This window comes from Pseudomonas aegrilactucae (assembly GCF_019168305.1).
GTDB classification, from domain to species: Bacteria; Pseudomonadota; Gammaproteobacteria; order Pseudomonadales; family Pseudomonadaceae; genus Aquipseudomonas; species Aquipseudomonas aegrilactucae.
The window spans coordinates 62,520-76,915 of sequence record NZ_JAHTBI010000023.1; the positions used below are offsets into that span (position 1 = coordinate 62,520).

Consider the following 14,396-nt stretch of genomic DNA (forward strand, 5'->3'; position numbering starts at 1 on the left):
CAGCGTAGCGCTGCGCCGCAGTGGCGATCATGTATCACCGTTCTGTTGCCAAAGAAGTTCCTGCCATGAGCACACCTGCCGCTTCATCACCCTCCACTGGCGCCAAGCCGGTGTTACCGCTTGGCCTGCTGCTGGGCATCGCCGCGCTGATCGGCGTGTTGCTGTTGCCGCTGCCGGCCGATCTGCCGGTGGCCGGGCACCGTGTGCTGGCGATCCTGGCGTTTGCCGTGGTGGTGTGGATCAGCGAGGCGGTGTCGTACGAGGCCAGTGCGATCATGATCACCTCGCTGCTGGCGTTCCTGTTGGGTACGGCACCGACCCTCGCCGACCCGTCGGTGACCTATGGCTCGTCGGCGGCGGTGAGCATGGCCCTGACCGGCTTCGCCAACCCGGCGCTGGCGCTGGTGGTCGGTGCGCTGTTCATCGCTGCGGCGATGACCCACACCGGGCTGGACCGGCGCATTGCGCTGGTCACTCTCAATCGTGTCGGGGTGAGCACGCGGCGCATCCTGCTCGGCGCCATGGTGGTGATCATTCTGCTCAGCCTGGTGGTGCCTAGTGCCACCGCGCGCAGTGCCTGCGTGGTGCCGATCATGATGGGGGTGATCGCCGCCTTCGGCGTCGACAGGCGTTCCAACATCGCCGCCGGCATCATGATCATCGTGGCCCAGGGCACCAGTATCTGGAACATCGGCATTCAGACCGCTGCTGCGCAGAACCTGCTGACCGTGGGCTTCATGGACAAGATGCTCGGCGCGCGGGTGTCATGGATCGACTGGCTGATCGCTGGCGCGCCCTGGGCGGTGATCATGTCGGTGGTGCTGATCGTGCTGGTGCTCAAGATGCTGCCGCCCGAGCGCGGCAGCATCCCCGGCGGCAAGGCCGCCGTGGCTGAGCAACTGGCGGCGCTGGGGCCGATGGGCGGAGCGCAGAAGCGTCTGCTCGGTGTCTCGCTGCTGTTGCTGCTGGCGTGGGCCACCGAGGGCAAGCTGCATCACTTCGACACCACCTCCACCACCTATGCGGGGCTGGTGCTGCTGCTGTTGCCGCGTTTTGGAGTGATGACCTGGAAGGATGTGCAGGCGCGCATCCCGTGGGGCACGGTGATCGTGTTCGGGGTCGGGATCAGCCTGGGCACCACGTTGCTGACCACCCACGCAGGGCAGTGGCTGGGCGCGCAGGTGGTGGGCAACACCGGGCTGGACCAGTTGGGTACGTTGGGGGTGTTTGCGATTCTCTCGGCATTCCTGATCGTGATTCATCTGGGCTTTGCCAGTGCCACTGCGCTGACCTCGGCGCTGCTGCCGATCCTGATCGCGGTGCTGCAGACGTTGCCAGGGGACTTCAACCGGTTGGGCATGACGATGGTGCTGGGGTTTGTGGTCAGCTACGGGTTCATCTTGCCGATCAACGCACCGCAGAACATGGTGTGCCTGGGTACCGAGACGTTCAATGCGCGTCAGTTTGCCAAGGTGGGGATTGTGGTGACGCTGGTGGGGTATGGGTTGATGCTGGTGTTTGCGGCAACCTGGTGGCACTGGTTGGGGTGGATGTAGGAGAGCAGCGGCAAGCGGCAAGCGAGTCTGCGTCAGCTTGCCGCTGCTGCCATCAGAAGTTCGCCGGGGTGTTGGCGCTGATGATCTCGGCCTCGTCCTGCCCGATGTTCTTGAAGCTGTGGGGCAGGGTGGTGGGGAAGTAGTAGCCGTCACCCGAGTTCAGCACGCTGACCTGGCCATCGACGCGCAGTTCGATGGTGCCACGGGTGACCAGGCCACATTCCTCGCCTTCGGCGTGCACGATCGGCTCTTCGCCCGAGTCGGCGCCCGGCGCATACAGCTCGCGCAGCATGCGCATCTGCCGGCCTTCGACGCTGGCCCCGACCAGCAGCATGCGCAGGCCACCGCTGCCCAGGTCGGGCTGTTCGTTGGCGCGAAACACAAAGCGCTCCTCGCGTGGTGGCTCGTCAAAACTGAAGAACTCCGCCAGGGACATCGGAATCCCCTCCAGCAGCTTTTTCAGCGAACTCACCGAAGGGCTGACGCGGTTCTGCTCAATCTGTGAAATCGTCGAGTTGGTCAGGCCGCTGCGCCTGGCCAGCTCCCGTTGCGAGAGCTTGGTGCGTTCACGTACCAGTTTGAGTCGTGTCCCCGTGTCCATAGCCGCCTTGATGTCAAAAATAATGGGCGACGCATTAAAACACATTCCGCCGCCGATCCCGCCTACTGCCGTGAGGGCGCGGGCCACAAGGCGATCAATAGCAGCAACAGGGCCGCCATCAGGTAGGGGACGCGCGGGTCGACGGCGTAGATCAGGGTGCCCGCCAGCGGACCGACCACCACGCCCAGCCCCTGCGCCGCACCGATCGAGCCTGCCGTAGCGCCTTGTTCACCCGCCTGCACGGCATTCGCCGCCAGGGCCTGGAATGCCGGGAACACCCAGCCCATGCCTGCGGCGGCGATGAAGTAGCATGCCCACAGCATGAACACGCTGTCGGCCACCGCGCCGCTGGCAAAGCCCAGCGCTGCGATGCAGCCGCCCACGCGGATCATGCGCAGCGGTGGCCAGTTCAGCCGGGTCACGGCCACTTGCGAGAAAATCAGCGCCACCCCCACCATGGTCAGCGCGATGCCTGCCGCCTGCGCCGCGTCGGCAGGGGCCAGGCCCAGCCGGTCGAGGGCGAAGAAACCGACGGTGATCTGGGCCAGCGAAACGCACAGCATCGCCACGAACGCCACCACCAGCGGACGACGCAGGCGCGGGTCGCTCAGTTGCACTGCGCGGGCGGGCTGCTTGAGGTGCAGTTCCTGACGCTTGAGCTTGAACTGCAGCACCAGCAACGCCAGCATCGGCAGCACGGCCATTGCGTAGAACGGCAGGCTCAGGCTGTGGCGGGCGAGCACCGCGGCCAGGGCCGGCCCGAGCACCAGGCCCACGGCATTCGCCGCGCCCAGCGAGGCCATGGCCCGTGCGCGATGTTGCGGTTGAATGTTGTCGGCAATCAGGGCTGCGCAGCCGACCGGCAAGGCGGCGTAGAACGCCCCGATCAGGCCGCGACCCAGTACCAGCCCGGCGAACGCCAGGGTGGCTGACGGCAGGTAGCGCAGCGCGCCGTCGATGAACAGGCACAAGCCCCAGTAGGCCAGGGTGAAGCCTGCGGTGCCGAGCAGCAGGATGCGGCGGCGGCCGAAACGGTCACTGGCGCGGCCCCAGGCGCGCGCCAGCAGCATCCAGATGACCCCGGCGACGGTCACCGCCGTGCCGGCCTGCCAGGCCGCCAACCCCAGCACACGGGCGATTGGCCCGATCAGCGAGACAAACGCCATCATGGCCATGGTGCAGGCCATATTGGCGACCAGCAGCGGGCGCAGGTCGAACGCGGTAGTGGTGACGGGGGAGATCAGTGGCGGTTGCTGTGCGGTGTTCATGGCTATCCAAGGCAACGGAGGGTAGTGGCGCCATTGTGCCGCAGCACGGCGCAAGGCTAAAGTCGCAAACGATAGTAACAATCATTTAATTGACTTCATCCTGGCCTGTGTGGATCAGCAGTCGGTAGACGTTGCGCCTGCGCGGTCTTCTGTCGGGCCCATGGCGGGCAACGCACCATGGCCTGCAGAATCGGCGTTGTCAGCCTGGTTTGCCCGCCACTGGAACGAAACGTCGCATTGCGCAGCCGCACGCTGACATTCTTCAGCGCCCTGGCCACATGCTGCGCAACACGCCGTCGCGGCGCACCAGGGCATGCACCAGCGCCGCCGCCAGGTGCAGCAGCACCGTGGCGAACAGCACATAGGCGAGCACGCCGTGCAGGGTGCGCAGCAGGCCGTACAGGTGCAGGTCGTGGGGCACCAGCGCCGGCAGTTGCAATGGTAAGGGGTAGCCCCCCGCCGACAGCATGCCCCAGCCGATCAACGGCATCGCCAGCATCAGTGCATACAGCACCAGGTGCGATGCCTTGGCTGCCCATTGCTCAAGCCTGGGCAGATCGCCTGGCAAAGGCGGCGGTGCGAACGTCAGCCGGGTGATGATGCGCACCACCACCAGCACCAGCAAGGCCAGCCCGATCGCCTTGTGCAGGCTGATCAGCCAGGTGTGCCGGGGTGACAGGTCGACCACCATGCTCACGCCGATGAACAGCATGGCCACGATCAGTACGGCCATCAGCCAGTGCAGTAGGCGCGCGAGCGGATGGAAGCGGGTAGAGGGCGTATTCATGGTGTGGCTCCTTGGGGGGCGCCTTCACGGCTGCGGCGCTTGAAGGACTCGGCATAGGCCGAGGAACGGGCAGCCAGAATCGGGTCGTCGGAAGCCTGGATGCCGTCAGGCAGTATCAGCGGGTCGAAGTTCAGGTCACGGCAGGCGCCTTGCTCGGGGGCATCGACCTGCTCGATCACCAGGGTGCCTGCGTCGATCTGTTGCCGCGTGGCGGGCCAGGGGTGCGCGGGGTCGTCCACCGGGTCGCCGGGGGCCGCCAGGGTCAGGCGCAAGGTCCATCGCAACGGGCCCTGGGCCAGGCGCCGCTGCAGGTCGTGCTGGAGAAAATCCTTGTCCGCCACCTGCGCCGGCAGCGGCGCGAACGCGGCCTGCGGCAGCAGGCTCCAGCGCACCGGGTGCGCCACGCCGCCAGCGTCGATCAGGCGAAACGCATTGATGCTGTGGAAGGCCGAGCTGGCGAAGCTGTCGGACGGCGTGTAGTTCTTGGCCCATTGGCGAAAGGCCGCGCTTTCGGGGTGCTGGGCGAAAAATGCCTGCAACGTCGCCGGGTCGGGCTTGCCGGTGGCCGGGTCGGGGGTCATGGCCAGCACCTGCTGGTAGAAGCCCTCGGCATCGCTGACCGCCAGCACCGGCGGCGTGTTCATGCCGCTGCGCCACTGCTGGCCGTCGTCGCTGCTGAACTGCACGGCCAGGCTGCGGGTGGCGACGCTGGCGTCGGCGCTGAACGGGTTGGCGCCACCGATCGCGAAGCGGCCGACCACCGGCACTTTTGCCTGGCTGAACACCCGTGCCCGCGACAGCGATGCGGCCAGGCCGCTGCTCTGGAAGTAGCCTGCCACGCACAGGCCCTTGGCGTGGTTCTTGCGGTAGCCGGGGTAGTGCCCGGCCTGGGCCTCGAAGGTGTCGATGATGCGCTGCGGGGTCAGGCGCTGGGGGCCGATCCAGCCGGCGGCGTAAGCAAAGCCTGCGCCCAGCGCAGCGATGCCCAGGCCGATGGCGGCCAGGCGCAGGGCGCGGGCGCGACCGTGTAACGGAGTGCTCATGGGCGGCGATCCGGTCAGTGAATGAGCCGGTACGACGGGTGGCACGCAGGTTTATTCCCTGACGGCGGGAATAAATTTCAGCCGTGTGCGTCTGCCTCGTACACTGACTGCCGAGCGCCCAGACCCCTGACCATGAACGACCTCGACGACGCCCAACTGCGTGACATGCTCCAGCGCCTGCGCCGCTTCGCCCTGTGGCTGACGCGCGATGCCAGCAGTGCCGACGACCTGGTGCAGGCCACGGTCGAGCGCGCGCTGAGCCGCCGTGCCCAGCAGGCCGGCGATGACAGCCTGCGCGCCTGGCTGTTCGCGATCCTGTATCGGCTGTTTATCGACACCAAGCGCCGGGAGCGGCGCCATGCGCGCTGGCTGGCGTGGTTCGGGCGCGGTGAGGAAGCGGGCAGCGACACCGAGGCCATCGTGATGGCCGAGTCGGGCCTGGCGGCCTTTGCCCGCTTGCCCACCGAGCAGCGTGCATTGCTGTTGCTGGTCAGTGTCGAAGGCCTCAGCTACAAGGAGGCGGCGCAGGCCCTGGACGTGCCGATTGGCACGGTGATGTCACGTTTGTCGCGGGCACGCGCGGCGCTGCGAGAATTGGCCGAGGGCAACACGCCGCCCCCGGCATTGCGGAGGTTGAAATGAGCTGTCTGATCCCGTCCGATGACGAACTGCACGCCTATGTCGACGAGCGCCTGGAACCGGGTCGGCGGCGCGAGGTAGAGCTGTACCTGGCGGCCAACCCTGCACAGGCCGAACGTATCGACGGCTGGCGCAGTGATGCACGGCAGTTGCGCACCGCCCTGGCCGGGCTTGCCGAGCAACCGCTGAACCCGCGCCTGGACCCGCGTGCAGTACGCCGTACGCTGCGCCAGCGTCGGCAGCGGCGATGGGCCAGCGCGGCGATGCTGCTGGTGGCCCTGGGCGTCGGGGGGCTGGGTGGCTGGCAGGCGCGCGAGTCCAGCCTGCAGGCCAGCAACCCGCCGATGGCCGATGCGCTGCAGGCGCACCGTCTGTTCGCGCATGCCGCGGCCCTGGACCTCACCGTGCAACGGCCGGCACAGTTGCAGGCCTGGCTGGGCGAGCACGTTGGTCAGGTCGGGCAACTGCCTGACCTGTCGGTCTATGGCTTCATGCCGGTGGGCGCGCGGCTGCTGAGCAACGAGCAGGGGCCGGCGGCGCTGCTGGTGTTCGAGGATGCCAGGGGCGAGCGAGTCAGCCTGTTCCTGCGTTCGCCCAGCGAGCGCTTTGTGCGCATGCCCAGCGGCGAGCGGGTCGAGGGCCCATTGCAGGCGCGGTACTGGTCGCAGGGCGCCTACAACTATGCGCTGGTCAGCGCGGTGGGCACGGCACTCTAGCGTTGCCCAGCAGCCCGGCCAGACGTCTGGCCAGCGGCGCGGGCGTGTCGCGCGGGGTGGTCATGTACAGGCCCAGGGACGGGCTGCCCTCAAGCGTGCAGAAGTGCACACCGGGCTGCTGATTGGCCTGCGCCACCGCCGCCGGCACCAGGGCCACGCCGAACCCGCAGGCGACCAGGCTCACCAGCGTCTGCATCTGCGCGGCCTGCTGGCGCAGGCGCGGAGTGAACCCGGCGCGTTCGCACAGGGCCACTACGTGCTGGTGAAAGCCGTTGCCCAATGCCGGTGGGGTGAACACGAAATCTTCCTCGGCCACCTCGGCCAGGCCCACCCGTGATAGCTGGGCCAGCCGGTGCGCCGCAGGTACCGCCAGCAACAGCGGCTCGTCCAGGATCAATTCGGCGTGCAGGCGCTCGCTGAGGTCGGGCAGGTAGCGCATGAAGGCGATGTCAAGTTCGCCCTTGAGCATGCCTTCGGCCAACTGCGCCGAAGGCTGCTGCAGCAGGCTGACCCGCACCTTGGGCCAGGCCTGACGGAATTCGCCCAGCGCCTTGAGCAGTTGCGGGTAGCCGGCCAGCGCCAGGCTGCCCACACGCAGGTGGCCGGCAACCCCCTCGGCCACTTCACGGGCGTGCACCATGCCTTCGTGCAAGGTGCTCAAGGTGGCCCGCGCCGTCATCACGAACGCGTCGCCTGCGGGTGTCAGCTGAACGCCGCGCGGATGGCGCACAAAGAGTGCGCAGCCAAGCTTGTGCTCGAGTCGCGCAATTGCCTGGCTCAGCGCCGGCTGGGCGATGTGCAGGCGCTCGGCGGCGCGGTGGACGTGCAGCTCTTCGGCCACGGCGATGAACTGGCGTAACAGGCGGGTCTCGATCATGGTGGCTTCCAGGTACGGTGCGATATCTCGGGCGTATCGATTCGCCCCGTCGATAGTATTCAACGTGGCGTGGCGCACTCGATAGGCTCGACGACTCTACAGGAGAGCGATCATGAACTTCACCCAACGTACCTTTCTCATCACCGGCGCCGCCCGTGGCCTGGGCCTGGCCTATGCCACCGCCCTGGCCGAGCGCGGGGCACGTGTGGTGCTCAGCGACCGGGGTACCGACCGTGCCGGTTGCGGCAGCGACCCGATGCTGGTCGAACAGGCGGCGCAGGCCTTGCGCGCGGCGGGGCACCAGGCGCTGGGGCACAGTGCAGACCTGACCGATGAAGCGGCCTGTCGGGAGCTGGTGGCGCTGACGGTGGAGCAGTTCGGCGGCCTCGACGGGGTGATCCACAACGCCGGCTGGGTGGGCTATCAGTCGATCGAGCAGGTCGATGCGCCATTCATCGACCGCGCGCTGGGGATCAACGTGCAGGCGCCGCTGTGGCTGTGCAAGCACGCCTGGCCGCACCTGAAGGCATCCAAGGCGCCGCGGGTAGTGCTCACCACCTCGGACCGGGCGATGTATGCGTGCTACGCGCAAACCGGACTGGCGGCGTATGCGGCGGGCAAGATGGCGCAGTTGGGCATCATGAACGCCTTGAGCGAGGAGGGCGCGGCGCACGGCATCCTGGTCAACGCGGTGTCGCCGGTGGCGCGCACACGGATGTGGGGCGAGCAGGGTGAGCCGGATGACCTCAAGCCCGAGTGGGTGGTGCCTGGGGTGCTGTACCTGGTCTCGGACCTGTGCCAGGTGACGGGGCAGGTCCTGCGTGCCAGCAACGGGCAGTTCGTGGCGACGCGCTTCGAGGAGCAGGCCGGCGTGACCTACCCGCGCGAGCTGCGCGGGGTGCGGGCCGAGCGGACTGAGCAGGTGGCGGCGTGCTGGGGCAAGGGCATGGCCTGAGCCGCGATGAGCAGGGCGTCAACGCCGGATCGGGCCTACTCTTTCAGGCAGACCGTTTGCCATTGCGACCGGCCACCTGATAAAACCTGTATGCAGCATTGCGTCAGGCGTTAATACCCCGATGCCACAGCCGTTCGCTGGCGTCGTACATATGGAATCCAGAATGACCCCAAGACACGTAATCAACGCATCTGTCAGCCCCAAAGGCAGCCTGGAGACACTCTCCCAACGTGAAGTGCAGCAACTGAGCGAAGCCGGTTCCGGCAGCATCTACACCTTGTTCCGCCAGTGCGCCCTGGCCATTCTCAACACCGGCGCCCATGTCGACAATGCCAAGACCATTCTCGACGCCTACAAGGACTTCGAAGTGCGTATCCACCAGCAGGACCGCGGCGTGCGCCTCGAGCTGCTGAACGCTCCGGCCGACGCGTTCGTCGACGGCGAGATGATCGCCAGCACCCGCGAAATGCTGTTCAGCGCCCTGCGTGACATCGTCTACACCGAAAGTGAACTGGACCGCATGGGCATCGACCTGGAAAGCTCCCAGGGCATCACCGACTACGTCTTCCAGCTGCTGCGCAACGCGCGCACCCTGCGCCCGGGCGTGGAGCCGAAGATGGTGGTGTGCTGGGGTGGCCACTCGATCAGCAGCGAGGAATACCAGTACACCAAGAAGGTCGGCCACGAGCTGGGCCTGCGCAAGCTGGACATCTGCACCGGCTGCGGCCCTGGCGTGATGAAGGGGCCGATGAAAGGCGCCACCATCGCCCATGCCAAGCAGCGCATGAGCAGCGGCCGCTACCTGGGCCTGACCGAGCCGGGCATCATCGCCGCCGAGGCGCCGAACCCGATCGTCAACGAGCTGGTGATCCTGCCCGATATCGAAAAACGCCTCGAGGCGTTCGTGCGGGTGGGCCACGGCATCATCATCTTCCCGGGGGGCGCGGGTACGGCCGAAGAGTTCCTGTACCTGCTCGGCATCCTGATGCACCCGGACAACCGCGAGCTGCCGTTCCCGGTGATTCTGACCGGGCCGAAAAGCGCCGAGGCCTACCTGCAACAGGTGCATGCCTTCGTTGGTGCCACGCTGGGTGAAGCGGCGCATGCACTGTACGAAATCATCATCGACGACCCGGCCCAGGTGGCGCGGCAGATGACCGAGGGGCTCAAGGGGGTCAAGCAGTTCCGCCGCGAGCGCAACGACGCGTTCCATTTCAACTGGTTGCTGAAGATCGAAGAGGGCTTCCAGCGCCCGTTCGACCCGACCCACGCCAACATGGCCAGCCTGCAGCTGAGCCGCGACTTGCCGCCGCACGAACTGGCGGCCAACCTGCGTCGGGCGTTCTCCGGAATCGTGGCGGGCAACGTCAAGGACAAGGGCATCCGCCTGATCGAGGAGCATGGGCCGTACGAGATCCATGGTGATACCGCGATCATGCAGCCGCTGGATCGGCTGTTGCAGGCGTTCGTGGAGCAGCACCGCATGAAGCTGCCTGGTGGGGCGGCGTACGAGCCGTGCTACCGCGTGGTGAGCTGAACCCTTGGGCCGCTGTGCGGCCCTTCGCTGGCAAGCCAGCTCCCACAGGATTGTCGCCGGTTTCAAGAGCGGCGCAGTACCTGTGGGAGCTGGCTTGCCAGCGAAGGGCTGCAACGCAGCCCAGTTACACTGCCGGATTCTGCTGCAGGCGCCTGAGCACCAGGCCGGTCAACTCGTCGATCATCGGTCGAAACGCCTGTGCCGTGCAGTGCTGCCCGAGCATCACGGTGCGCGTGGTGAGGTGTGAAAACAGCGCATCGAACAGCACATGCGGCAACTCCGACAACGATGCATCCGCCGCGACCGTGCCCTGTGCACGCTGATCTTCCAGCAGGCGCAACATCAGCGAATGCCACACCTGTGGGCCATGCTCGTACCAGGTCTGGCCCACTTCGGGGACGTGCGCCGTACCATTGACCACCAACCGGTAGAACGCCACGTGACGCGGGCTGGTGACCACCGCCACCAACTGGTCGAGAATCAGGCGCAACCCCTCGGCCAGCCCTGCCGTGCTGGTATCGAGCTGGCGCAGGTCGATGATGAAGTCGTCGCACAGGTACTCCACCACCGACACCAACAGGTCGTTCTTGCTGCCGAAATAGCGGTAGATCGTGGCCTTGGAGCCGCCTGCAGCGGCAACGATGGCGTCCATGCTGACACCATCGTAACCGTGCTCCAGAAACAGCTCGCTGGCGGTCACCAGCAAGTTGCGCCGCCGCTCCAGACTTCTGCCTGTGGGGGAAGTTGGGGCACGGTGCAACCGGGTCATGAGCGCTACTCTTTGTCAGGGAGCGCGTACGCTATCACGTAATCCCCGCGATCTGGAGACTGGCGCGCACCGCCGGCCACCACCACCACGTACTGGCGCCCGGAGCGCGGCGACACGTAACTCATCGGCGTGGCTTGCGCACCGACGGGCAGGCGGCCCTTCCACACTTGCTCGCCCGTGGCGATATCCAATGCGCGCAGGTAGAAGTCCTGGGTGCCGGCATAGAACACCAGCCCGGCCGCCGTGCTCACGCCACCGCCCAGTGTCGGCATGCCCAGCGGGATCGGCAGGTTGGCGCGCACGCCGTTGATCACCGCATCCTGCACCGTACCGGCCGGGCGCTCCCAGACCTGCTGGCGGGTCTTCAGGTCGATCGCTGCGAACACACCCCACGGCGGGCTCTGGCAGGGAATACCGAGGGGCGAGTTGAAGGCCTTGTGGTCGATCACGAACGGGGTACCGTCCATGGGATAGGTGCTGCCCACGCCATGCCCGGACTTGAGGTGCGACAGGTCGACGTTCTCGCGCTTGACCAGCTTGACCACCTGCGGGATGCGGATGTCATTGAGGAACAGGTAGCCGCTGCGCTCGTCGATGGCTGCGCCGCCCCAGTTGAAGCCGCCGTAGTAACCCGGGTAGATCAGGGTTTCGTCTGTGCTCGGGGCCGTGAATTCACCCTGGTAGTTGAGCTGGCGGAAGTTGATGCGGCACATCAGTTGGTCGAAGAAGGTTGCGCCCCACATGTCCTGTTCGGTCAGTGGCTCGGCGCCCAGCGCCGGCATGCCCACCGAGTAGGGCTGGGTCCTGGCCACCCAGTCGCCTTCGGCGTGGGCCTGCGGTACAGGCTTTTCCACCACATCCGCAATGGGCTGGCCGGTGCGCCGGTCGAGCATGAAGATCTGCCCGCGCTTGGTCAGCTGGATCAGCGCGGGGATCTTGCCGCCCTTGCCATCCGGCACGTCGTACAGGGCCGGTTGCGCAGCCACGTCGTAGTCCCAGATGTCGTGGTGCACCGTCTGGAAGGTCCAGCGTTCACGGCCGGTGGCCATGTCCAGGGCGACCACGGCCGACGAGTATTGCTCGGTCAGCGGCGGGCGATTGCCGCCCCAGAAGTCCGGTTGCTGATTGCCGGTGGGCAGGTAGACCAGCCCCAGTTCGTCGTCGAACGCCGGGGTAGACCACATGTTCGGCGTGCTGCGGGTGTAGGTCTGGCCCTCGGGCGGCAGCCTGGTGATCGCCGGGTTGCCCAGGTCCCAGGCCCACACCAGTTCGCCGGTGTCGGCGCTGAAGGCGCGCACAACCCCCGACGGCTCGTCGGTGGAGCGGCCGTCGAACACCCAGCCGCCCAGGATGATCAGGTTGCGCGCAACGGTCGGGGCGGAGGTGTAGGCGTAGTACGGCACGCCTTCGTCGACCAGGCCCAGGCCCTGGGTGAGGTCGACTGAGCCCTTGTCGCCGAAGTGCTCGCAGGGCCTGCCGGTGTCGGCGTCGATCTCGATCAGCCGCGCATCCAGGGTGACCTGCACGATACGGCGGCTACAGGCGCTGCCAGTGGCCTGTGGCGTCGGCGCACGGCCAGCGAACGGGAACGGCTGGGTGACCTTGGCCGGCTCGTAATAGCCCAGGCCGCGGCAGCGGTTCCAGGTCTTGTCGTTGGTCGGTTTGGAGTCGAACGTCCAGCGCTCCTTGCCGGTGTCGGCGTCCAGCGCGATGACTTTGCTCAACGGGGTGCAGGTGTACACCGTGTCTGCAACCTGAATCGGCGTGTTCTGCGACTCTGACGCGCCTTCGGCGATCTCGCCGGTGCGGTAGCTCCAGGCCACTTTCAACTGGTCGACGTTAGCCTTGTTGATCTGGTCCAGGGGCGTGAAACGGGTGCCCTTGGGGCTGTTGCCGTAGTGCTGCCAGTCCTGCGCCGTGGCGGCGCTGGCCGCCGGGGTATCGAGCACCGGTTGCCGGTTGGCGTGCATCACCCCATGCGGGACGAAGGTGGACGCCCCGCCAGCGATCAATGCCACGGCGAACAGCGCAGCGCAGGCAAGGCTCGCGGTGCGGTGGCGGCCGCGGGTCAGTTGCGGGTGCAGTGCGCCGGCCACCAGGCCGATCACCAGGAAGGGCGCTAGCCGGGGTACCAGCGGCCAGAAACGCAGGCCGACTTCCCACAGCGACCACAGCACAGTGGCGCCGAACAGCAGCGCCAGCAACCCGGCACCGAGGGTTTTGCGCCGGGCATACAGCACCCCGGCACCGAGCAGGGTGGCACCTGCCAGCAGGTAATACCACGAGCCGCCCAGGCTGATCAGGCGCAGGCCGCCGATGGCCAGGGCAAGGCCACTAAGCCCGAGCAGGGCGCCGAAAATGAGCAAGGCAAGACGAGTAGCAGACGAGGCGGGTGCCCCGGGATGTTCTGTGTTTTTCATTCCTGAGGGTCCATGACACGACCCCAGCTGCGCGGGCATGGGGGCGTGGATTCATGATTGGTACTGTACGGTACAGTTTCATTTTGAACCTGTTCCCGAATCAATGAAAGACAAAATGTCGCACCGACGAAATTATTTGTGACAATCATCCGGACAGGTCGAGTATTCAGGGAGCGAGGACATGGGGCTGGTAGGGGTGGCGAGTACGCAGAGGACGATCATCGTGTTGCCCGACGCGGCGCTGGCCGAGCGGGTCAATCAGGCGCTGATCGACAGTTTTGCGTCGCATCAGCCTTTTCTGCCATGGGCCAAGGCGGCACCGGCGCTGCAGGACACGCGCAACAACCTGCGTCAGGCGCTGCTGGACCATGCGCAGGTGCAGGGCGAGAAGCGCTATTTCATCCTCACGCCTGACCAGGCGGCGATCATTGGGTGCGTGGGGCTGCACCCCGGCAGTGGCGGTGAGCACGTGCTGGGTTACTGGGCCAATGTGCGCTTCAGTGGGCAGGGGCTGATGGCCGAGGGCATTCGCGCGTTGCTGGCCGCACACGACTTTGGCACGTTGCAGCTCACCGCGGCGTCGGTCAACGGCCCCAGCCACCGTCTGGCCGGGGCCTTGGGCTTCGAGGTGCTGCGGGTGGTGGAAGGCGTGCGCGACACGCCGTGGCATGGGGTACATGACACCTGGATTTTCGAGCGCAAGGTGCGGGCGAACCCACCCGCACAGTGTGAGGTACGCGACGCCCATGCCGACGACGCCCAGGCGGTCAGCCAGGTGATCATTGCAGCGTTGCGCCAGACCAACAGCCAGGACTACTCGCCGGCAGTCATCGCGCGGGTCGAGGTCAGTTTCTCGCCCGAGGCGGTCGCCCGCTTGCTGACGTGCCGGCAGGTGCTGGTGGCGCAGGTGGCGGGTGAAGTGGTGGGGACGGCGAGCCTCGATGGGGAGGTGGTGCGCACGGTGTTCGTGGCGCCTGGGCGGCAAGGGTTGGGGATTGGGCGCGTGCTGATGAACCGGATCGAGGCGTTGGCGCGGGTGGCGGGGGTACAGACGCTGCGGGTGCCGTCTTCGCTGACGGCGCAGGCGTTTTATGCGCGCCTGGGGTATGTCGTGGTGCGCGAGGTGGTGGAGGGGGAGGAGCGGACCCTCGTGATGGCGAAGGTGTTGATCAGGTGAAATGGTGTTGAGCCCTTCGCTGGCAAGCCAGCTCCCACAGGATTGTCGCCG

At 66.7% G+C, this 14,396-nt stretch carries 13 protein-coding genes; 6 read left to right on the forward strand and 7 right to left on the reverse strand.

The features are described from left to right. Window positions 1-65: 65 nt before the first annotated feature. Complete coding sequence (locus tag KUO17_RS07625) at window positions 66-1,556, forward strand: DASS family sodium-coupled anion symporter (RefSeq protein ID WP_217974746.1); 1,491 nt, start codon at window positions 66-68, stop codon at window positions 1,554-1,556. Window positions 1,557-1,608: 52 nt separating this feature from the next. Here KUO17_RS07625 and KUO17_RS07630 read toward each other — a convergent pair whose 3' ends face one another. From KUO17_RS07630 to KUO17_RS07645, 4 genes are all read right to left on the reverse strand, one after another. Beyond that, complete coding sequence (locus KUO17_RS07630) at window positions 1,609-2,157, reverse strand: cupin domain-containing protein (protein WP_163949747.1); 549 nt, start codon at window positions 2,155-2,157, stop codon at window positions 1,609-1,611. Window positions 2,158-2,219: 62 nt separating this feature from the next. Continuing rightward, complete coding sequence (locus tag KUO17_RS07635) at window positions 2,220-3,425, reverse strand: MFS transporter (protein ID WP_217974748.1); 1,206 nt, start codon at window positions 3,423-3,425, stop codon at window positions 2,220-2,222. Window positions 3,426-3,687: 262 nt separating this feature from the next. Continuing rightward, window positions 3,688-4,212, reverse strand: a complete 525-nt coding sequence (locus KUO17_RS07640; RefSeq protein ID WP_217974750.1) for a cytochrome b — start codon at window positions 4,210-4,212, stop codon at window positions 3,688-3,690. After that, window positions 4,209-5,255, reverse strand: coding sequence for a catalase family peroxidase (locus KUO17_RS07645; RefSeq protein ID WP_217974752.1), 1,047 nt, complete (start codon window positions 5,253-5,255; stop codon window positions 4,209-4,211). The genes KUO17_RS07640 and KUO17_RS07645 overlap by 4 nt, the downstream gene beginning before the upstream one ends. Window positions 5,256-5,387: 132 nt before the next feature. On the opposite strand from KUO17_RS07645, the gene KUO17_RS07650 reads away from it, so the two are divergent. Next, window positions 5,388-5,897 carry a sigma-70 family RNA polymerase sigma factor gene (locus KUO17_RS07650; protein ID WP_217974754.1) on the forward strand — a complete coding sequence of 170 codons (510 nt, stop codon included), beginning with the start codon at window positions 5,388-5,390 and terminating at the stop codon, window positions 5,895-5,897. Beyond that, a complete protein-coding gene (locus KUO17_RS07655) occupies window positions 5,894-6,610 on the forward strand; it encodes an anti-sigma factor family protein (RefSeq protein ID WP_217974755.1) in 717 nt (238 codons plus the stop codon). The genes KUO17_RS07650 and KUO17_RS07655 overlap by 4 nt, the downstream gene beginning before the upstream one ends. On the opposite strand, the gene KUO17_RS07660 is transcribed toward KUO17_RS07655, so the two are convergent. Then, window positions 6,585-7,487, reverse strand: a complete 903-nt coding sequence (locus tag KUO17_RS07660) for a LysR family transcriptional regulator (protein WP_217974756.1) — start codon at window positions 7,485-7,487, stop codon at window positions 6,585-6,587. The two genes, KUO17_RS07655 and KUO17_RS07660, sit on opposite strands and share 26 nt — an antisense overlap. 112 nt (window positions 7,488-7,599) lie before the next feature. Here KUO17_RS07660 and KUO17_RS07665 point away from each other — a divergent pair, with 112 nt between their 5' ends. After that, complete coding sequence (locus KUO17_RS07665; protein ID WP_217974757.1) at window positions 7,600-8,442, forward strand: SDR family NAD(P)-dependent oxidoreductase; 843 nt, start codon at window positions 7,600-7,602, stop codon at window positions 8,440-8,442. A 163-nt stretch (window positions 8,443-8,605) separates the two neighbouring features. Then, a complete protein-coding gene (ppnN, locus tag KUO17_RS07670; RefSeq protein WP_217974758.1) occupies window positions 8,606-9,979 on the forward strand; it encodes a nucleotide 5'-monophosphate nucleosidase PpnN in 1,374 nt (457 codons plus the stop codon). A 124-nt stretch (window positions 9,980-10,103) separates the two neighbouring features. On the opposite strand, the gene KUO17_RS07675 is transcribed toward ppnN, so the two are convergent. Continuing rightward, the gene (locus KUO17_RS07675) at window positions 10,104-10,748 is read right to left on the reverse strand and encodes a TetR/AcrR family transcriptional regulator (protein ID WP_217974759.1); all 645 of its coding nucleotides are present in this window, start codon (window positions 10,746-10,748) and stop codon (window positions 10,104-10,106) included. Between the two features lie 5 nt (window positions 10,749-10,753). Next, on the reverse strand, window positions 10,754-13,168 hold the full coding sequence (locus KUO17_RS07680; RefSeq protein WP_217974760.1) for a membrane-bound PQQ-dependent dehydrogenase, glucose/quinate/shikimate family: 2,415 nt from the start codon (window positions 13,166-13,168) through the stop codon (window positions 10,754-10,756). Window positions 13,169-13,349: 181 nt separating this feature from the next. On the opposite strand from KUO17_RS07680, the gene KUO17_RS26925 reads away from it, so the two are divergent. Further along, window positions 13,350-14,345, forward strand: a complete 996-nt coding sequence (locus KUO17_RS26925; protein WP_341869592.1) for a GNAT family N-acetyltransferase — start codon at window positions 13,350-13,352, stop codon at window positions 14,343-14,345. The last annotated feature ends 51 nt before the right edge of the window (window positions 14,346-14,396 follow it).